This window comes from Calothrix sp. NIES-2100, from assembly GCF_963875285.1.
Taxonomy (GTDB): Bacteria; Cyanobacteriota; Cyanobacteriia; order Cyanobacteriales; family Nostocaceae; genus Aulosira.
Map to the genome: position 1 here is coordinate 5,797,375 of NZ_CAWNLA010000001.1, position 18,549 is coordinate 5,815,923.

Sequence of the window (18,549 nt, forward strand, 5' to 3'; positions counted from 1 at the left end):
TTCCTGTCCTGGTGGGGACTACCTCATCAACCAGAAATACAGAAATATAATTTTCAGGCTGGTGGAGTATTAGCCTCCAGCCAATAGTCTACAAATGCCTGAATCGTTTTTCGCAATCCTTGCGCATCCATTGGCTTCACGAGATAGCCGTTTGCACCTTTTTGGTAACAATACTCAATATCTCTAGGGTTGGATGATGTGGTAAAAACAACGATCGGGATTTCTTTGAAAGTTATATCTTGCTTCAGCCGCTCTAAGATATCACGACCATCAATACCCGGTAAATTTAGATCCAGCAGGATTACAGAAGGTCGTAGCCCTGCACTAGAATTTTCATTACTGCTCTGTTTATAGAGCCAGTCTAAAACCTCATCCCCATTAGTACAGCGATAGATCGGGTTCTGGACAGCCATGCGTCGCATGAGGCGTTGCAGCATCCTAAAATCTTCATTGCTGTCCTCAACAACTAGTAGAGGTTCATGAAGTCTCGTGGTCATTAGTTGTCTTAACAAAATGTCATAATTTAAAGAATTTTGTTACTTATCTTAAACTAACCTGAGTTCGATACACAAGATTTTGACCTCACCCCCAGCCCCTCTCCTAAAAGGAGAGGGGAGAAAAACCATGATTTTTCGTTACTCCTCCCTCTCCAGGAAGGAGAGGGAAGCTGGGTGGGTGAGATCTATTCCAGGGTAAAGTAGAAGGTTGAACCAACGCCTATGGTAGATTCAACCCAAATCCGACCGTTATGAAGTTCAATAATCTTCTTGACAATGGCTAATCCAGCACCTACTCCCCCACCGTACTTTTCCTGAGAGTGGAGACGCTTAAACAGTCGAAATATGGTTTCTAAGTGATGTTGGGGAATTCCAATCCCGTTATCGCGGACATAAAATACTGGTGGTTCGGGGGTTTGCCTTTTTTTGTGGAGTTCAGGGGAATCTAGATAGCCGATTTCCACCCATTGTTCTGTTTTATCGTTGTATTTGAACGCATTATTAATCAGGTTACTAAAGACTTCATTCACCAGAACCGAATCACACTCAACTGTGGGTAATGGTCGAGGAATGCGAATATCAAAATGCTGAGAGTCTTGACGACTAGCACGAAAGACATCAATTAATTGGTTGAGTAATTCGTTGAGATTGGTAGCTTGCTGGCGCAGTTGTGCTTGTCCTAACTGGGCGAGTCGCAGCAGCGCATTAATCAGAGTTTCCATCCGCACCGATAAAGTTACCACTGTCTCTAGACATTCAAGCCCATCAGCATCCAAAATTTGGGCGTAATCTTCAAGGAGAATAGTTGAGTAATTATATATACCTCGCAAAGGTTCCTTAAGATCGTGGGAAGCAGCGTAAGCAAAAGAGGCTAATTCTCGGTTACTGCGTTCTAAATCTGAGTTAATTTTGGCTAATTCATCCGCCTTAGAAAGTACAATACCAACGATCGCATTTCTCAGAGCGATCGCATTATCAAGTTCACATTGTTTCCAAGCTAGGGAAGTTAACTGTACCGTTTCTTGCCATTTGGCAAAAGATTTTCGCGGACTCCAGGTAAGCGTACCATCTACCTCGGCAACTTGAATAGCTTCATTGGGGTTACCCGCCCAATTTACCGTTTGCATAACTTCGGGACGAAACCAGAGAATGTAATAGCGCCGGACTTGAGAAATCCGCAGTAGTAATAATCCACTAGCAGTATCTTTAAAAGCAACGCTTTCTGGATAGATCTGCGGTAGAGAATCGCTAGAAAATAGATTGTCCTTAACCTGAGTCTCTGCCCATTCAATCAAAGCACGAACTTGGTCAATCTCAGGTGTTGTGCCGACAAGTGTAATTTCATTATCTAAACAAACTGCTGCTCCCGAAGCACTCACAACATCTAATAAGCGGAGTTCTGGTTTAATCAACGCATCGCTAAAATTATCTGCTTGAGAAATAGACTCAATGAACTCAGATTGTAGAGATTGAAGTTTAACTTGATAATCTAATTCCAATTGATTAACTTTGTGTCTTAACTCTAACGAGACAATCCGTCCTAAAAACTCGCAGATTTGACGCAGTTCGGAGGAAAGATGCTTAGGAGTCTCGTGATGACAGGAAATTAAACCCCAAAGCTGCTGGTTTTGCATTAGCGCAATCACCAAAATTCCGGTCACGCCCATATTTTGGTAATATTCAATACAGCAAGAATCAACACTCCGCAGTACTGAAAAGCTTAAATCGAGAGGTTGTTGTGTGATGGGGTTTTCAATGGGAACTAGCTTAACTGGTTGACCGGTTAAATTAGGGACAAATCGTAGCCAAGAACGCTGGTATAAATTTCTCGCCGACTCAGGAATATCTGTAGCCGGATAATGTAGCCCTAAGTATGGTGGTAAATCCTCCCGTTTAGCTTCCGCAACCACAGCACCGGCTCCGGTACGATCAAATTGATAGACCATTACCCGATCAAAAGCTGTGATTTGTCTGACTTGGATGGCGACTAGATGCAAAAATTCTGTCAGGTTTGATGTTCTTTGAATATCGGCGATCGCTTCACTGACTAAAGCATGGAAACTTAAGAAACTCACTTCAGATATAGATTCTATCGGCTCTAGCTCCACAATCAAAGCATCTGCTATCCGATGCACAATGCAGTCAAAATATCGTTCATCATACAAAGTATGTATAGCTACTTTATAAGTAGTATAAATGCCAATATTTTTTAACCAACATTGCCTGATAGCTTCAACTTGTTGAGCTTCCAGTAAGCTGGTTAGCGGTTGACCAAGCAACTCTTGAGGAGATTTACCGAAAAAATCTTGGGTATTGTTACTAACTTGTAGTATATCTAGCTGGGGATTAAGAGCTAGTAATACACCATGAGGTTGAATTGAGCCAGGTATGTGAATTGGTTTGCGATCGTGGTTAGTCAAAGAAGCTGTTGGGGGAAGATTGTCTTCTGACTGGCTCATAACTTAATTTAATAGCAAGCTTCTTTTAACAATACCGCAATTAAATTTTACATTTCTTCATTTGTTATTGGTCATTGGTCATTTGTCATTTGTCATTTGTCCCTTTCATCCCTAGCCCCTGATAGATCTGCCTCAATTTTGGGCACAATGCTTACAATTCTTGGCTGAAAGTAAGTAGGTGGAGATCAACCAAACTATGTACTTTACGTAAATAGGCTTGAAACCCTTACCAATGACCAATGACCAATGACTAATGACTAATGACAGCCATAGCCAGTTATCTTTAATTGCACCGCCCTACTTAACAGCATGAAAGCGCGAATTCTTCTATTCATGACATTTTGGTGGATGTTGATACTTTGTGGGTTGCTGGTTTGGCTACCGGTAAATGCAACGCCTTCACCGACAATTGACAATTTACGACAACAACAGCAACAGGTTCAGCAACAACGGCAAAATGTGGTTCAAGAACGCGATCGCCTGAATAATCTCCAACAAGCCGCGCAAAATCGCCTGACTGGGATTAACCAAAACTTGCAAACTACTAACAGCAATATCCAATACAGTGAATCCCAATTAAAGCTAGCTTCCGAACGCCTCCAGCAATTGCAGGCTAATTTAGCCGTGGCGGAACGTTCCTTTGAACAACGCCAAGTAGCTACAGTTGCAAGATTGCGGTTTCTTCAGCGATCGCCAGCAAGTATGGGATGGGGAGTGTTACTGCAAAGCGAAAATATCAGTGATTTTATCAGTCGGCGTTATCAATTAAAGTTAGTCTACCAAGCAGACCAGCAAATTTTGACAACACTCAATGCACAAGCAAATTTGATTACCGAGCAAAAAACAGCAGTAGAACAGCAAAAAAACGAAATCGCTTTGATTAGAGAGCAATTCCTGGCACAAAAAGCCGATTATCAACTACAGGCGCAGTCTCAAGCCGAATTGATCCAAAGGTTAAATAGCGATCGCTTGGCTTTAGAAGCAGCACAAAACCAGCTAGAGCAAGATTCCCAAAATCTAGAAGTGCTGATTCAACAAAAGATAGCAGAGGCACAGGCGAAAACCAACAGCAGCAGTAAAAATATCATTATTCGCGGAACTGGAATGTTGGCATATCCCAGTGATGCACCTACCAGCAGTCCCTTCGGTTGGCGGATACACCCAATTCTCGGCTATCGTCGCTTTCATGCAGGACTCGATTTTGCCGCTAGCTATGGTAGTACAATTCGTGCCGCTGATTCAGGAACAGTAATTTTTGCTGGCTGGTATGGCGGTTATGGTAAAGCTGTAATCATCGACCACGGCGACGGTATTACCACACTTTACGGTCATACCAGTGAATTGTACGTTACCGAAGGACAAGGAGTACAACGCGGACAAGCGATCGCCGCTGTCGGTTCCAGCGGTTTATCTACAGGGCCTCACCTGCATTTTGAAGTACGGCGCGATGGCACGCCTGTAGATCCCGCCAGTTATCTGTAGTAGGGACAAGGGGGACAAGGAGGACAAGGAGGACAAGGGAAGGATGCAGAGGAGAAATAACAAATGACAAATGACCAATGACAAATGTGCTATAATACAAAAAATCAAGGGCGCGTGGCTCAGTGGATAGAGCAACAGATTCCGGTTCTGTGGGTCGGGGGTTCAAATCCCTCCGCGCTCGTTTTTTGTAAATTGCCAAATTATTTGTCCTAAGTTAAATCCATGAGTAGAACATGGGTTTGATTAAACTAGGATTTTAGTGGAGCGCAATTAATTATGACTGCTTTAACTTTGCAATTACCTCCTAATCTGAAATTTACTGATGAGGAATTTGCACAGATTGTTGCTGTAAATAAAGAATTACGACTGGAATTAACTGCTGAAGGGGAATTGATTATCATGGCTCCTACTGGAGGAGAAACCGGAAACCGTAATTTTGAACTGTATCTTGATTTAGGCGTTTGGAACCGTCAAAATAAGCTCGGCAAAGCTTTTGATTCTTCCACTGGGTTTAAACTTCCCAATGGTGCAACTCGTTCACCTGATGCTTCTTGGGTCAAGATAGAAAGATGGGATACTCTTACCTTAGAACAAAGAAAAAAATTTTTGCCTTTATGCCCTGATTTTGCGATAGAACTACGTTCCGAAAGTGATGATTTGGAAGAGATTCGCGCCAAAATGCGAGAGTATATAACCAATGGGTTGCGTTTAGGTTGGTTAATTAATCCTCAAGATAAACAAGTAGAAATTTATCGCCCCCATCAAGCACCGGAAATTTTACAATCTCCCACAAGTTTATCTGGTGAAGATGTTCTCCCTGGTTTTGTTGTAAATTTACAGCAAATTCTTGCATAGATGGCTGATGAGCAGCACAAGATAGTAACCCAATTATGAAAGTGATCGCTCAATTCTTGGCGGAACCAGTGCGTAGGCGTAAGCCCGTCGTAGACATCGCCTTTGAACATCAACGCAAGATGCGATCGCTCTTGGAATAAAATCTCAAACTTTACAATACTTTATAAGTAATTTTACTGAATCTTCATGTAATTACAGGTTTTTGTGCTAATTAATTTTTCTCTAAGTAGTTATATAAAGTTTTGATGAAGATAACTGTGATGTTAGTACATTCACGGTTGAGTTCGCTATGGTTTGTTTAAACCTTTAGTTAATTGGGATGAACATAATGAAATTCAAATCTCTTTCCTCAAAAATACTCTTTTCTACAGTTATAAGCATACCAACTTCTATTACTGTTCTTTTTTCGTTACCAGTTTTTGCTGCTAATATTGGAATTCAAGGTGGTATCTGCGAATTTACTGATTTTTCAACAGGAGGATTATTATTAGCAAAAAACTGCATAAATAAGACTAAAGTTGAAGTTAATGATATTCATCTTTCAATTCAATATTTGGATGATGATGGAAATCCTATTGAGACACTAAATAGAAGTTATAATGACAAATTTCAGAATATTAAACCAGGTGGAACATACCCTTTTCCTGGTATATTAAATTGGGTTGTATATGATAATAATGATATATTTAATGCTGGACAGACTCCTAATTTTGAAAATTTACAAGTCTCTGGATATTGGACAAAAGATGGTAAAAAAGTACCTGAACCACTGACTATTCTGGGTTCAGCCACAGCATTAGCTATGGGAATAAACCTCAAGAAGCGCTACTCTAAAAAGGTGGAAAAACAAACAGCATAAACAAGCAAAACTTAAAATACAATTTTTATTAAAAACACAGCATCCAAGTAACCTTTGTTATTTGGGTTTTTTATTGCTTAAATACATAAATTCGTTAAAAGTATGACTTACGCAAGATGTCGCTGAAAATCTTATTGTTGCGTAGAGGTAATTCATGAATTACCTCTACTTCCGTTGTGTTGTGCGTAAGTCCTAAAAAGATAAAAATATTAGAGGTGCGATCGCGCAATGTCTTGCAAAGCCGCAGTAGGTGCGTAGGCGCAGCCCGCCGTAGGCATCGCCTCTTAATAGTACATTTGTATTAAGAAAGAAGAATTTTCTGTCTTTTTGCTTACTGCTAATTGATAACATTCTTTTAGACATAGGTTAAGATGATCGGAGCGATCGCATTGAGACAGCCTCAACCAAAAATCGCGAAACACGCGGCTTTAGTCCTAACTTTTAGGTGATGCGCTGGCTTATGGCTATGGGCTATAGGCAAAAATAGCAGTGCCTCTATTCCCCAGGGGACTAGAAGGAGTTGCTATTTTTTGGTAAATCCTATAGTATGCTCAACCAAAAATAAATGATATTACTGTGTCTTTATAGTCCAAAATTTTAATAGACTACGAAGGCTTGAAGAAATCACAAAGCTGAGTTTTGCAACATAAGCAAGCGTATTTGATGGCTAAATCAATTGTTTCCCCAAAAAAGCTCAGTAAACGGTTCATGCGCTGGTTACTGGAAGAAAGCAGAAGACAGAAGCCAGGGCCTTACCGCAAAGAAGAACCACATCGCCAGCATACCTGGTGGCAGGTTATGTGCTTGACGGGTGTGGATTATTTTTCCACTCTTGGCTATCAACCAGGGATTGCTGCATTGGCCGCAGGTGCGCTTTCTCCTGTGGCGACGCTAATTCTGGTTTTGCTGACGCTGTTTGGGGCTTTGCCAATCTACCGACGCATTGCTGGCAAAAGCCCTCGTGGCGAAGGGTCGATTGCGATGCTGGAACACTTGCTTTCTTGGTGGCAAGGCAAACTACTTGTGCTGTGTCTACTCGGCTTTGTAGCAACCGATTTTATCATCACTATTACCCTATCGGCGGCTGATGCTACAGCCCATATTATTGAAAATCCGCTGACCCCAGATCTACTTCACAACCAGGCGATCGCTATCACCCTGATTTTAATTGCATTACTAGGCGCAGTTTTTCTTAGGGGTTTTAAAGAAGCAATCGGTATTGCCGTCTTTTTGGTGGGAGTTTATTTGCTGTTAAACGTGATTGTGATTAGCGTTGGTATGTATCAGATCGCTATTCACCCAGGCGCGATCGCCGATTGGCAGACTGCACTATTCGCACAGCATTCTAACCCTTTGCTAATGATCGGTGCAGCTATGTTGTTATTCCCCAGGTTAGCACTAGGATTATCCGGTTTTGAGACTGGGGTAACTGTAATGCCACTTGTTCAAGGTGACAGCAGCGATAACCATGAGCATCCCAGAGGACGTATTCGCAATACCCGTAAGCTACTGACTGTTGCGGCTTTAATTATGAGCTTCTTTTTGCTCACCAGTAGCTTGATCACTACTCTACTAATTCCCGCCGCCGAATTTGCCACCGGCGGTAAAGCTAACGGAAGGGCGCTTGCTTACCTGGCACATCTGTATTTAGGCAATGGCTTTGGCACAGTTTACGATCTCAGCACTATTTCCATTCTCTGGTTTGCAGGTGCATCGGCAATGGCAGGGCTACTGAATATTGTCCCGCGTTACCTGCCACGCTATGGCATGGCACCAGATTGGGCACGAGCATCCCGACCTTTAGTGTTAGTCTATACAGCGATCGCCTTTATTGTCACAATTATCTTTCGGGCAAATGTCGAAGCCCAAGGTGGGGCTTACGCTACTGGCGTGCTGGTGTTAATTACTTCTGCTGCCTTTGCTGTTACCTTGTCAGTCCATCGTCAGCGATCGCCGCGAGGAACCTTTGTTTTTGCTATTATCACTTTAGTATTTATATATACTACCATTGTCAATATCATTGAAAGACCAGAAGGTATTAGAATTGCTGGGTTCTTCATCAGTACTATCATTATCACTTCCCTAATTTCTCGCGTTTGGCGTTCCACAGAACTGCGAGTAGAGCAAATTGAAATTGACGATCATGCTCACCAATTCATTGCCGAAGAAAGCCAAGGGGCAATTAGGTTAATTGCTAATCGCTTAAATGTAGGCGATGCGGAAGAGTATTTTTTAAAAGAGAAAGAAGTACGCGAAGATAACCATATTCCCGCCAACGATCCCATCCTGTTTTTAGAAATTATCATATCCGATGCTTCGGAATTTGCGGATATTATCAAAGTAAGAGGAGTACAAGTTGGTGATTATCGCATCCTACGTGCTGAGAGTGCAGCAGTCCCTAATGCGATCGCCGCTGTACTTCTCTATATTCGCGATCAAACAGGTAAAATTCCCCATGCATACTTCGGTTGGGTTGAGGGAAACCCCATACAATACTTACTACGTTTTATCTTGTTTGGTGAAGGTGATATAGCTGTAGTCACTCGTGAAGTTCTGCGTCGAGCGGAAAAAAATCCCCAAAAGCGTCCCGGCGTTCATGTAGGGGGATGAGGGAGTGTGGGGGGATGATGAAGACAAATGCCCAATACCCAATGCCCAATGCCCTATGCCCCATGCCAAAAGCTATGCTATGACGAAAATATCATTATTTGTCATGGCAAGTCCAGGACTAAGTGTAGCTATCTGAATTTGATTAAAGGTTCTCAGGCTTCCATCTCTATCAAAAGAGAAAGCGCCACTGGCGCTGTTGTAGATGAATCGGTCAAGTGCATCAGTCGCAACTGCACCGATCGCAAATTGAGCTAATTTAATGGATGCTCCAGCTACTAATCCGCCACCAAAACCCGCCGCTGAGACATCAATGGTGTCATTGAGGACGCTGAAATCTGTAATTCTGTCAACGCCTTCACTCAAAGACTGGAACCGAAAGCAGTCTGCACCTGCATTACCAGTCAAGCTATCGTTACCTAATCCGCCGACGATTGTATCATTCCCCTCGCCAGCGCTGATACGGTTATTTGCTGCACTACCAATCACATTGTCATTGCCGCTACCGGTGAGGATGTTCTCGAAGTTAAGAATCTCCTCGTTATACAAGCCTGGAAAGGATGCCACACCAGTGCTGAGGTTGTAAGTGCCGCCACTATTGCAGTCAGTGTAATCAACGGTGTCTATCCCTGCACCACCATCCATGTAATCGTCGCCACTACCACCGCTGACCGTATCGTTACCAGCACCAGTGATGATGCGGTTATTTGCCGCACTGCCAATCACGTTGTCATTGCCGCTACTGGTGAGGATGTTCTCAAAGTTAAGAATCTCCTCTTTATGTAAGCTAGAAAAGGATGCCACACCAGCGTTGAGATTATAAGTGGCGCTAGCAGTCGAATATGTGTAATCAACGGTGTCTATCCCCGCACCACCGTCCATGTAATCATCGCCATTACCACCGCTGATTGTGTCGTTACCCCCATTGCCCAGCAAAACGTTGTTGCCACTGTTGCCCTTGATACTGTCGTTGCCTGAGCCACCGTTGGCGTTTTCGATCAATGAGCGGGTGTCGTGGTTGAACTGTAAGGCATTGAACACATGCCCACAGGCATAGTTGCCGTCACCAAGATTGGCTCGTTGGAGATTACCACCGACGTTCAGATTAGTCCAACTGCCTGGTTCTAAGTCGATCGCCAGATTGGTAGTGTAGTTGGAGAAGTTATAGGTGTCTATGCCATTACCATCCCAGATCGTGCGAAAGATGCGGTTACTACCTGGTTTACCTTGTCCAATGCCATTGACAAACATTTCTCCAGTTCTGGTCGAGAAAGTGTAAGTCGTGTTGTCTGAGTTGTAGTTAAAATTCGCGCCGTACATCTGCTGAATCGCTCTGATGTCGTACATCATCAACGATTGTGCATATCCCCAGGTCTCGTTAGAATAGCCACCACTGAGAGGGTCGTCCACATAAGAGCGGTAGGTCATGATGGAGAACTCCATAGAGTCCCGGTTAGCATCCATTGCGACGTTTGAGATCCCACCAGTTTCATCACCATGCTTTAGTCCGAGTGAATGTCCCAACTCATGCCCTAAAGCGTGATAGGCATAGTTGCCGATTGCGGGGCTGTTGTAAAGGGATGGATTAAACCAGACATCGCCTGCTTTGAAAGTGGTTCCAGGGTAATAGCTAAAAGCGGTGCTATATCGGTTTGATTTTGCTATGCGGATGGTAGCATCGCGATCGCTCTCACCGCTCAGTTCGACCATATTGAGGAAAGAGACAGACTCGTACATATCAAACCACTGGCGTGCAACAGCGCGTTGGCTAGGATTCAGGGTTTGGAAGCTAGCAGCATGTACCGCCGAATTCGGATAATCCAATTCATCTTCGTAATCGTTGGTAAAGTTGTTAGTGAAGCTGAAGGTCACTGTGTTCGACAACCATTCAGTTCCTATTAACAAACCATCAATGTTGTTAACGTTAGTTTTTGTCGTCCTTGTTATAGATGTATTGCTTCCATAAGCATCAGACCCTTCTGCTGGGAGTTTTAGTTGTGTAAGAGGGAGGAAATTGTGACTATTTGTTCCAGCAGTCAATGGACTCATTATCAACTCCTATAAAGTTAATATGTTACATCTAGAACACCGACTTAACTTAATCGGGCATTTATTTCATAACTTCCTGAGATAAAAGCAATGCCCGGAAAAAACGAAAATTATCGTGTATTATTTAGTAAATATATCTGATGGAGGATGTATACAATTCAATTAATATATGCCGATAATTTCCGAGTAATTTTGCGAATTTATTCAGATTTTGTAGTAATATTTGAAACATTTATGTATATTTTTTTGTCGCTCGATGATTTGAAATGATTGGCATAAATGCCAGCTTGTAGAGTTGTGTTCTGGGATCACAGGTTCACTGCCAGATGCAGAATAACTTAACTAAGCGGGCGATTGCTTGATCCTATTTTTTTGGGGTAGTTACTAAATGTAATAGCAAAACTGGTTAAGAAACTACTGTATAAATCTGCAATCTGCTTGTATATTAATTTAACTAATACTACAGAATCAGAATCATGGTAAGATGACTCATCATATTTTAAAAGCTACCAAACAAACAGTTCATCTTGGTGGTTTTTCTGATTTGCTAACCCCAGCACTAACTGTTGATTCAGGTGACACAATTGAGGTGGAAACTTACAGCGGTTATTACGTCTATGACAAAGCACCACCAGAGTTTTTTACACCAGAATTTCTCGATATTTGCCAAAATTTGCCCTCAGAACGTAAGATTGCGGGGGGGCCTCATTTACTTACAGGGCCAATTTATGTGCGGGGTGCGGAACCTGGAGATGTTTTAGAAGTAGAATTAGAAGCGATCGCTCCCAGTCTACCTGTAGGCTTCAATGCAATTCGTACAGGTTGGGGCGCTTTACCACAAAGGTTTAATCAACCAGCTTTAAGATTTATTACCCTCGATTTAGAAAATAATATTGCTGAGTTTCCTGGTGGTAGTGGTATTAAAATTCCCCTCAAACCATTTTTTGGTATCCTTGGTGTTGCTACCCCAGAAACATCTCGGACTTCTATTCCCCCTGGTGCTTATGGAGGTAATATTGATAACCGAGAACTACAAGCAGGGTGTCGGATATTTTTGCCAATTTTTGTTCCTGGTGCGTTATTTTCTCTCGGTGATGGTCATGCAGCACAAGGTGATGGGGAAGTGAATGTCACGGCTATTGAAACTTCTATGAATGGTACAATCAAGCTCAATCTTCGTCAAGGTTGGGATTTAAAAACACCAATTGGCGAAACTCCTACTGATATTATCACAATGGGCTTTGGTGAAACTTTAGATGCCGCCTTAGAACAAGCTTTAAATAATATGATTAATTTCCTGGAACGCTTCGTTAATTTATCACCAGAGGATGCATATGTATTATGTAGTTTAGCTATAAATTTTCGGATTACGCAAGTGGTTAACAGTCCCCAAAAAGGAGTGCATGGGATGCTGCCTAAATCTATTTTATCTCAGGAAATTGCTGATTGGTCAATAGTCAATAATCAATAGTCATTGGTCATTGGTCATTGGTCATTGGTTATTAGTCAACTGTATTTACATGAAAGACAACTGACAACTGACACAAAGCCCAGTAAATTAACATCTAAAGAGCATTGATTATGTCTAATATTCTCATTCAATTGTTGGTAATCGGTTTAGTAGCTGGTGTTGCTGGTGGGATGTTTGGTATTGGTGGCGGCGCAATCATGGTGCCAGCAATGGTGTTAATAATGGGTCTAGATCAAAAGTTTGCCACAGGTACTTCAATTGCTGCACAAATTTTACCAATTGGGATTTTAGGAGCAGCAGTTTACTATCGCAATGGTCAACTAAATATCAAATATGCTGTGATTATTGCAGCTGGTTTAGTAGTGGGCAATTTATTTGGCGCTTTGTTTGCAAATCAGCCGTTTATTAGCAGCGAAACTATGAAGAAACTGTATGGCATTTTTTTACTACTTTTAGGTGCGCGCTATTTACTCAATCGCTGAGGAATCCTTTAAGTAATAGCCATTATCAGGTATTTGGCAAGCGATCGCCTAAATACAATTAGCAGCAAATGTTATGGATGTTCAATTGCTTAACAATGGATCGTCGGAATTTTCTCAAATATGCGACTTTAGCAGGCTATAGCTTGGCTTTGAATAGTTGTCTTTCACCTAGAAATTCTCCATCACAAAGCGAAGCCACTCCTCAAGCCTCACCTGTAGTAGTCACCGAACCCCTAAAAGTGGGATTTGTGTATGTAAAACCTGTTGGTGATTTTGGCTGGACTTACTCCCATGATCTCGGTCGCAGAGAAATGGAGGCGAATCTTCAAGATAAAATTAAAACTACTTTTATTGAAAATGTCCCAGAAGGTGTTGATGCTGAAAAAGTAATTCGGCAATTAGCGCTAGATGGTAATAAATTGATTTTTACAACTTCCTTTGGCTACATGAACCCAACAATTAAGGTTGCCAAAGAATTTCCGCAGATTATATTTGAAAATTGTACAGGATACCAACTTGCTGCTAATGTCGGCACTTATTTAGGACGTTTGGAAGAACCACGCTACTTAACTGGCATGATTGCCGGTAAGATGACAAAATCCAATGTTATTGGTTTTATTGGTGCATATCCCATCCCGGAAGTAATTCGCGGGATCTGCGCATTTACCCAAGGACTGCGAAGTACAAATCCTCAGGCGAAAGTTAGGGTACTGTGGGTACAAAGTTGGTTCGATCCAGCGAAAGAAAAGGAAGCAGCCCAAGCTTTAATCAATTTAGGTGCAGATGTGCTGACACAACACACTGACTCTGCTGCTGTTATGCAACTAGCCGCTGAGAAAAGTATTTATGCTTTTGGCTACAATACCGATATGAGTAAATTTGCAGCCCAAGCACACCTGACATCAGCAATTAATAAATGGGGAAAATTTTATACAGATACAGCCTTGGCTGCGATCAACAATACATGGAAGCCGCAAAAGGTTTGGCGTGGTATTGGTCAAGGTATGGTAGATATTTCCCCGATGAATCAGGTAATTCCTAGCGATGTCCAGCAATTAGTCAACGCTAAACGGGAACAATTTATTCAAGGTACTGCTCATCCTTTTAATGGCCCGATAAAAGACCAAACGGGAGTAGTACGTGTTCCTAAAGGCAAAGTGCTGGACGATCAAGGACAAATGCAAATGGATTGGTATGTTGAGGGAATTGAAGGCTCAATTCCAAGAGCAGAAATTTTAGGATAAATTATCCCAAATTGTCGGGGCGGGGTTTCCTCATCTGCAAACTCTCACCTGACATACTGGCGGTCTATTATCGTTGGATATGAGTCCCAATGGGCAAACCCTAGCCAGTACCAGTGAGGATAAGACGATCAGAATTTGGCAAGTGAGTTATTAGTCAGTTGTCAATGGTTACTTCTCCCTTGTCCCTCCGTCCCTTGCGCGTCTCCCCTTGGGAGAAACCAGACGCTCGTACCTCGCTAACGCCGGACATCGGCGCTCAGACTTCTCTCCTTGTCCTCCTTGTCCCCCTTGTCCCCCTTGTCCCCCTGCCCCCATCTCTGTAATAGATGGTGAATATTACTACATGATATGTAAAGGAAGTTTGTTGTTTTTTTACAAAATTGTCTTTTTTCTATTAAAACCTGCTTTTATTATTAATGGGTCATTTTCATGGCTAACTTCGGTTACATCTCAGCTTTTATTAACAAAGTTGAGTACTTATTACTACATTTATTTTCGGTGCCTGTCAAAGCTCGGTAGTCAAACAATACATAGAGGTGCAGACTTAACAACTTAGTGTGGTTTTTAACCAATACACTCAGGATGTATCTATGTGCCTTGCCCAGAGTACATACAGGAAAACAAAGGAGAGATTTTCACAACTGATTTCGGACTTATTCGATAAACCTCACACTCCCTCTCTCTGCTATGAGGAAAAAGAGGAGTAAGAAAAAATTAGTCTTTTTGCTCTCTTCTCCTCATAAAAGAGGGATTGGGCGTGAGGTTGGATGAAAAAACTCACTTCAGCAAAAGGCTGTAAGGGATATTTATTGGCAGAAATCCCCAATTTGTCAGGTGTGTCAGCAAATCATCGAACGGCTGCACCCTTGCAACTGCTTGAACTTGCAGCAAAGAGCGATCGCTTGTGAACTGGAATTTACGATATCTAATCAAAGGAATTAATTATGCCAATTACACCAACCTATCCTGGTGTTTACATTGAGGAGATACCTAGTGGCGTTCGGACTATAGTTGGGGTAGCAACCTCAATTACCGCCTTCATTGGGACAGCATTCAAAGGGCCTGTCAACGAACCGGTGAGAATTCAAAATTTTGGCGACTTTGAGCGTCAATTTGGCGGTCTCTCCATCGATAGCACAATGAGTTATGCCATACAGCAATTCTTCCTCAACGGCGGTTCTGATGCTCTAGTTGTGCGTGTAGCTAATCCGGGAGTCAGGGCTACTACTAAATTAAAAGCTGGTAACGACACCCTAACTTTGGAGGCTGTTCAACCTGGGAGTGAAGGTGAAAAGTTGAAAGCGACTGTTAGTAATAACGGCGCAGATAATTTCAATTTGATTATCAAAAAGGATACTGAGACTGTTGCCACTATTAACGATATCAAACCTGATGAAGTTGCTAACAGACTGAAGGCCGATGAGTCCGCAAGTAAAGTTGTGCGTGTCAAAGGCCAAGCACCTGGTACCCGACCAGATGCGGTTACGGATCAGGCATTCTCAGGTAGTAGGAATCCAGGAGTAGCAGCTACCATCAGCCTACCAAGAACAACTAAAGACTCTCAAGGTACGGAGACTAAAGATTACTTAGTCCTAGAAGCATCAAGTGAAGGAGAGTGGGGTAACAATCTCCAAGCAATAGTTGATTATGACACTGCTGACTCGGATGACAAAGAATTATTTAACCTCACAGTTCGATATGTTGACGGTGAACAGATAGCGGCTGAGAAGATTCGCAATATTTCGATCAATTCTTCTTCAACTCGCTATGTTGTCGATGTCCTGAAGGTAGAATCAAGCTTTGTACGTGTTGCTAATCCAGCCCAAACCATACCTGGACGACCAGATGAAACAACACTCGATCGGGATGGAAATCCCCCAAGTGACCAATTAACAGGTAAAGGTAGCAATGGCGACCCACTACTAGACGATAGTTTTTATGTTGGGCAAGAAGGTGCCAAAACTGGAATTTTTGCCTTAGAAAAAGCAGACTTGTTTAATTTACTGTGCATCCCACCTGTAAATCGTGACAAGGACATTAGTAGTAGTACCTGGTCTCAAGCACTTGCTTATTGTAAAAAACGGCGTGCAATCCTCCTGGTTGACCCGCCATCTAGCTGGAGAACAGCTGCTGATGTCACAAGCGGGTTAGATAATTTTGTGGCTGATTTGCGAAATGAAAACGCAGTTCTCTACTTCCCACGGGTGAAAATACCAGACCCCCTCAAAGAAAACCGCTTAGAAGAGTTTCCTCCCTCCGCCGTATTAGCGGGTGTTATGGCGCGTACAGATGCGGCGCGTGGTGTTTGGAAAGCACCCGCAGGAATAGACGCTGTTCTTAACGGAGTCAGACAATTAACTGACAAACTAACAGATGGGGAAAATGGTCAGTTAAACCCCTTGGGTGTCAACTGTTTGCGGACATTCCCGGTATATGGAAATATTGTTTGGGGTGCAAGAACCCTCAAAGGTGCTGACCGTTTAGCCTCGGAATGGAAATATCTGCCGGTGCGTCGTCTGACGTTGTTCTTACAAGAAAGTCTTTATAGAGGTACACAATGGGTAGTTTTTGAACCTAACGATGAACCTCTGTGGTCGCAAATTCGCTTGAATGTCGGCGCTTTCATGAATAATTTGTTCCGCCAAGGAGCTTTTCAAGGAAAAACGCCTAAAGAAGCTTATTTTGTCAAGTGCGATAGTGAAACAACTACGCAGAATGATATTAACCTTGGTATCGTTAATATTATAGTTGGGTTTGCACCATTAAAACCTGCTGAGTTTGTAATTATTAAGTTCCAGCAAATTGCTGGTCAAATTGCTACTTAGTATAGTGTACATATTTACACTATAAAGCTATTAACAGTTAACAGTTAACAGTTAACAGTTAACAGTTAACAGTCATTTTTGTCCGACTCAATAGGAGAAACTTAAATTTATGCCGCAACCCCAATTTGTTGTTAATGCACAACGTTTTGATCCCTATAAAAACTTCAAATTCCGTGTGAAGTGGGAAGGTAAATATGTGGCTGGAATCAGTAAAGTTGGTGCGCTTAAACGCACCACTGAAGTAGTTACCCACCGCGAAGGCGGCGACCCCAGCAGTCCCCGTCATTCACCAGGACAAACCAAGTATGAAGCGATTACTTTAGAACGGGGCGTTACCCATGATAAAGACTTTGAACAATGGGCTAATAAAGTCTGGAATTATGGTTCTGGCTTAGGTGCAGAAGTATCTCTCAAAGACTTTCGTAAGGACATCATTATTGAATTGATGAATGAGGCGGGACAGGTGGCTATAACCTATAAAGTATTCCGCTGTTGGGTATCAGAATTTCAAGCTTTACCTGACTTAGATGCTAATGCTAATGTTGTGGCAATTCAAAGCATTAAATTGCAAAATGAAGGTTGGGAACGTGATTATGATGTGACTGAACCAACTGAGCCAAGTTTCGTCGAACCATCTTAAAGATTAATTAGCGTTAGGGAACTCCAAAAAATAAATTATTCCGCTTAAATTCGTTGACGGTTAATGGTTAACACTTCGACAAGCTCAGTGCGGCGCGGTTGACTGTTGACTGTTAACTGTTAACTGTTGACAATGGGAAGGGAATATTTTTTTACTTGGAAAGTACAAGGAAAAAAACAATTTTTTTGTTGAAAGGTTTTTTACCTTCTGTATTGATGTTGGTTTGTAGTCGGGGCTTTAGTCCAAATTTTGAGGACTGAAGTCCTCTCTTCTCTACGAGACACCTACGGCGAACGAGACGCTGCGCGAAGACTACGAGTGTTTTTTATTTGAGTTATGCGTTCTTTGACTGGTTATCAAATTTTACAAATCTGGGAAATTGCTCAGACTCAACATCCTATTGATCGGGCGCTGACTTTCCTGGCTTTTGCTTGTCCAGAAAAATCGGCATCAGAATTAGCTAATTTAAGTATTGGACAACGAGATGCATATCTTTTAAATCTGAGAAAACTTACTTTCGGTTCTCAGATGGAAAGTTATGCTGAATGTCCAAAATGTGGTGAACGTCTAGAATTTACTCTAGGTGTGGCAGATATTTTAATTGCAGAACAATTAACAGCAGTACAACAAGAATATTCGTTAATTTCTGGTGAATATCAATTAAGGTTTCGCTTACCTAATAGTCAGGATTTGGCGGCTGTGGTTGGTTATCAAGATTTAAATGTGGTGCGTAATTTAATTGGAAAGCGTTGTGTGCTGCAAACTCAATGTGCAGGAATTGAGATTAATTACAGTGATTTACCTGCTACTGTGATTACCCAGTTAGCAAAATCTATGGCTGAATATGACTCGCAAGCGGAAATTTTACTAAATTTGATTTGTCCGAGTTGTAGTCATTCGAGTGAGGTGTTATTTGATATTGTCGCTTTTTTCTGGAGTGAACTGAATACACAAGCTAAACGCTTGCTCAGGGAAGTTCATACACTGGCGCGATATTATGGTTGGCGGGAAGTAGATATATTATCTATGAGTACAACCCGACGAAACTTTTATTTGGATTTATTAAGTTGATTTTTCAC

The 18,549-nt window shown here is 42.1% G+C and carries 15 protein-coding genes, 1 tRNA gene and 1 pseudogene; 13 read left to right on the forward strand and 4 right to left on the reverse strand.

The genetic code is table 11. The annotated features are described in order from the left end of the window. Positions 1-53 precede the first annotated feature (53 nt). Together AACU32_RS23585 and AACU32_RS23590 are read right to left on the reverse strand one after the other, a co-directional pair. Positions 54-497: a response regulator gene (locus tag AACU32_RS23585; RefSeq protein WP_096603656.1), complete on the reverse strand. Its 444-nt coding sequence runs from the start codon at positions 495-497 to the stop codon at positions 54-56. A gap of 185 nt (positions 498-682) precedes the next feature. Continuing rightward, complete coding sequence (locus AACU32_RS23590) at positions 683-2,956, reverse strand: ATP-binding protein (protein ID WP_096603657.1); 2,274 nt, start codon at positions 2,954-2,956, stop codon at positions 683-685. A 309-nt stretch (positions 2,957-3,265) separates the two neighbouring features. Between AACU32_RS23590 and AACU32_RS23595 the strand changes: the two genes are divergently transcribed. The 4 genes from AACU32_RS23595 (at position 3,266) to AACU32_RS23610 (ending at position 6,152) form a co-directional block, all read left to right on the forward strand. Beyond that, the gene (locus AACU32_RS23595) at positions 3,266-4,438 is read left to right on the forward strand and encodes a murein hydrolase activator EnvC family protein (protein ID WP_096603658.1); all 1,173 of its coding nucleotides are present in this window, start codon (positions 3,266-3,268) and stop codon (positions 4,436-4,438) included. 108 nt (positions 4,439-4,546) lie between these two features. Further along, positions 4,547-4,619: transfer RNA gene (locus tag AACU32_RS23600), tRNA-Arg, on the forward strand. Positions 4,620-4,714: 95 nt separating this feature from the next. After that, positions 4,715-5,293: a Uma2 family endonuclease gene (locus AACU32_RS23605; protein WP_096603659.1), complete on the forward strand. Its 579-nt coding sequence runs from the start codon at positions 4,715-4,717 to the stop codon at positions 5,291-5,293. A gap of 328 nt (positions 5,294-5,621) precedes the next feature. Then, positions 5,622-6,152 (forward strand): PEP-CTERM sorting domain-containing protein, encoded by a 531-nt coding sequence (locus AACU32_RS23610; protein ID WP_339378207.1) that lies wholly within the window; start codon positions 5,622-5,624, stop codon positions 6,150-6,152. Positions 6,153-6,344: 192 nt separating this feature from the next. Here AACU32_RS23610 and AACU32_RS23615 read toward each other — a convergent pair whose 3' ends face one another. Next, positions 6,345-6,515 (reverse strand): hypothetical protein, encoded by a 171-nt coding sequence (locus tag AACU32_RS23615; protein WP_339378208.1) that lies wholly within the window; start codon positions 6,513-6,515, stop codon positions 6,345-6,347. 300 nt (positions 6,516-6,815) lie between these two features. Here AACU32_RS23615 and AACU32_RS23620 point away from each other — a divergent pair, with 300 nt between their 5' ends. Then, positions 6,816-8,762, forward strand: coding sequence for an APC family permease (locus AACU32_RS23620; protein WP_096603661.1), 1,947 nt, complete (start codon positions 6,816-6,818; stop codon positions 8,760-8,762). Between the two features lie 72 nt (positions 8,763-8,834). On the opposite strand, the gene AACU32_RS23625 is transcribed toward AACU32_RS23620, so the two are convergent. Then, positions 8,835-10,808: a M10 family metallopeptidase gene (locus AACU32_RS23625; protein WP_339378209.1), complete on the reverse strand. Its 1,974-nt coding sequence runs from the start codon at positions 10,806-10,808 to the stop codon at positions 8,835-8,837. 484 nt (positions 10,809-11,292) lie between these two features. Here AACU32_RS23625 and AACU32_RS23630 point away from each other — a divergent pair, with 484 nt between their 5' ends. From AACU32_RS23630 to AACU32_RS23660, 8 genes and pseudogenes are all read left to right on the forward strand, one after another. Beyond that, positions 11,293-12,279: an acetamidase/formamidase family protein gene (locus AACU32_RS23630; RefSeq protein WP_096603662.1), complete on the forward strand. Its 987-nt coding sequence runs from the start codon at positions 11,293-11,295 to the stop codon at positions 12,277-12,279. A gap of 110 nt (positions 12,280-12,389) precedes the next feature. Further along, on the forward strand, positions 12,390-12,761 hold the full coding sequence (locus AACU32_RS23635) for a TSUP family transporter (protein ID WP_096603663.1): 372 nt from the start codon (positions 12,390-12,392) through the stop codon (positions 12,759-12,761). A 95-nt stretch (positions 12,762-12,856) separates the two neighbouring features. After that, the gene (locus AACU32_RS23640; RefSeq protein WP_096603664.1) at positions 12,857-14,005 is read left to right on the forward strand and encodes a BMP family ABC transporter substrate-binding protein; all 1,149 of its coding nucleotides are present in this window, start codon (positions 12,857-12,859) and stop codon (positions 14,003-14,005) included. A gap of 64 nt (positions 14,006-14,069) precedes the next feature. Then, positions 14,070-14,159: pseudogene (locus AACU32_RS40775) on the forward strand (hypothetical protein); the annotation flags it as partial. Positions 14,160-14,772: 613 nt separating this feature from the next. Continuing rightward, positions 14,773-14,913 (forward strand): hypothetical protein, encoded by a 141-nt coding sequence (locus AACU32_RS23645; RefSeq protein ID WP_339378210.1) that lies wholly within the window; start codon positions 14,773-14,775, stop codon positions 14,911-14,913. A gap of 36 nt (positions 14,914-14,949) precedes the next feature. Beyond that, the gene (locus tag AACU32_RS23650; RefSeq protein ID WP_096603665.1) at positions 14,950-16,830 is read left to right on the forward strand and encodes a phage tail sheath subtilisin-like domain-containing protein; all 1,881 of its coding nucleotides are present in this window, start codon (positions 14,950-14,952) and stop codon (positions 16,828-16,830) included. A 109-nt stretch (positions 16,831-16,939) separates the two neighbouring features. After that, positions 16,940-17,470 (forward strand): phage tail protein, encoded by a 531-nt coding sequence (locus AACU32_RS23655; protein WP_096603666.1) that lies wholly within the window; start codon positions 16,940-16,942, stop codon positions 17,468-17,470. A gap of 336 nt (positions 17,471-17,806) precedes the next feature. Next, the gene (locus AACU32_RS23660; protein WP_096603667.1) at positions 17,807-18,541 is read left to right on the forward strand and encodes a T4 family baseplate hub assembly chaperone; all 735 of its coding nucleotides are present in this window, start codon (positions 17,807-17,809) and stop codon (positions 18,539-18,541) included. Positions 18,542-18,549 lie beyond the last annotated feature (8 nt).

Excerpts from the sequence above, each read along its gene's own strand:
- AACU32_RS23585 (WP_096603656.1), bottom strand. The coding sequence starts at position 497 with ATGACCACGAGACTTCATGAACCTCTACTAGTTGTTGAGGACAGCAAT.
- AACU32_RS23590 (WP_096603657.1), bottom strand. The coding sequence starts at position 2,956 with ATGAGCCAGTCAGAAGACAATCTTCCCCCAACAGCTTCTTTGACTAAC.
- AACU32_RS23595 (WP_096603658.1), top strand. The coding sequence starts at position 3,266 with ATGAAAGCGCGAATTCTTCTATTCATGACATTTTGGTGGATGTTGATA.
- AACU32_RS23605 (WP_096603659.1), top strand. The coding sequence starts at position 4,715 with ATGACTGCTTTAACTTTGCAATTACCTCCTAATCTGAAATTTACTGAT.
- AACU32_RS23610 (WP_339378207.1), top strand. The coding sequence starts at position 5,622 with ATGAAATTCAAATCTCTTTCCTCAAAAATACTCTTTTCTACAGTTATA.
- AACU32_RS23615 (WP_339378208.1), bottom strand. The coding sequence starts at position 6,515 with ATGTCTAAAAGAATGTTATCAATTAGCAGTAAGCAAAAAGACAGAAAA.
- AACU32_RS23620 (WP_096603661.1), top strand. The coding sequence starts at position 6,816 with ATGGCTAAATCAATTGTTTCCCCAAAAAAGCTCAGTAAACGGTTCATG.
- AACU32_RS23625 (WP_339378209.1), bottom strand. The coding sequence starts at position 10,808 with ATGAGTCCATTGACTGCTGGAACAAATAGTCACAATTTCCTCCCTCTT.
- AACU32_RS23630 (WP_096603662.1), top strand. The coding sequence starts at position 11,293 with ATGACTCATCATATTTTAAAAGCTACCAAACAAACAGTTCATCTTGGT.
- AACU32_RS23635 (WP_096603663.1), top strand. The coding sequence starts at position 12,390 with ATGTCTAATATTCTCATTCAATTGTTGGTAATCGGTTTAGTAGCTGGT.
- AACU32_RS23640 (WP_096603664.1), top strand. The coding sequence starts at position 12,857 with ATGGATCGTCGGAATTTTCTCAAATATGCGACTTTAGCAGGCTATAGC.
- AACU32_RS23645 (WP_339378210.1), top strand. The coding sequence starts at position 14,773 with ATGAAAAAACTCACTTCAGCAAAAGGCTGTAAGGGATATTTATTGGCA.
- AACU32_RS23650 (WP_096603665.1), top strand. The coding sequence starts at position 14,950 with ATGCCAATTACACCAACCTATCCTGGTGTTTACATTGAGGAGATACCT.
- AACU32_RS23655 (WP_096603666.1), top strand. The coding sequence starts at position 16,940 with ATGCCGCAACCCCAATTTGTTGTTAATGCACAACGTTTTGATCCCTAT.
- AACU32_RS23660 (WP_096603667.1), top strand. The coding sequence starts at position 17,807 with ATGCGTTCTTTGACTGGTTATCAAATTTTACAAATCTGGGAAATTGCT.